Origin of the sequence: Shewanella sp. UCD-KL21, assembly GCF_001957135.1 — a bacterium.
GTDB lineage: Bacteria > Pseudomonadota > Gammaproteobacteria > Enterobacterales > Shewanellaceae > Shewanella.
Genome location: NZ_MPHK01000067.1, coordinates 1 through 915 on the forward strand (window position 1 = coordinate 1; position 915 = coordinate 915).

Annotated in this window: 1 protein-coding gene; it reads left to right on the forward strand. The window is 49.5% G+C overall.

Translation table 11 applies throughout. The features are described from left to right. On the forward strand, positions 1–915 hold a 915-nt coding region (locus BM739_RS19870; RefSeq protein WP_139326945.1), incomplete at both ends, for a cadherin-like domain-containing protein.

Sequence of the window (915 nt, forward strand, 5' to 3'; positions counted from 1 at the left end):
TTGATTTAACCGTTAACCCAATCAACGATGCCGCAGTCGCACCTGATGTCGCATTCGAGATGAATGAAGACGGCRTTATCATCATTACCGATGAGCAGCTACTGGCTGGCGCTACCGATATCGATGGTGATGACCTATCAATTGATTCAGTCACTTACACCGGCACCGACGGGGTACTGACCGACAATGGTGATGGCACCCATAGCTTTGCGCCAAACGAAAACTTCAATGGCGATGTGCAATTAGAATTTGGTGTTAGCGATGGCACCGTTGTGACCCCAGCAAACATTGATATCGCAGTTGCCGATGTCAACGATGCGCCGGTTGCAGGCAGCACAAGTTACACAGTCAACGAGGATGGCCAAATCACCATTAGCGCTGAGCAATTGCTGGCCAACTCTAGTGATGTGGACGGCACGGTTTCACTTGATAGTGTGAGCTACTCAGGTACCGACGGTGTATTAATCACCAATGAAGATGGCTCAGTGACCTTCTCACCAAACGAGAACTTCAACGGTGATATTAGTCTTGATGTAGTGGTTATCGATGATGATGGCGCCACTGCAGAAACTACTGCGGGCATCACTACACTGGCGGTAAACGATACCCCAGTAGTTGATGGTAATGTCGCTTACTCGGTAGACGAAGATGGCTCAATTACCCTAAGCCAAGAGCAATTACTGGCTAATGCATCTGACATCGATGGTGACAGCCTAAGCGCTGAAAACCTCAGCGTCGGCGATAATGCCACCGTGGTGGCTAACCCCGATGGCAGCTTCACCATCACCCCAGATGCGGACTTTAATGGCGATTTAGACTTAAGCTTTGATGTCTCTGATGGCACTACCACAGTAGCAACAGGTGTTGATTTAACCGTTAACCCAATCAACGATGCCGCAGTCGCACCTGATGTCG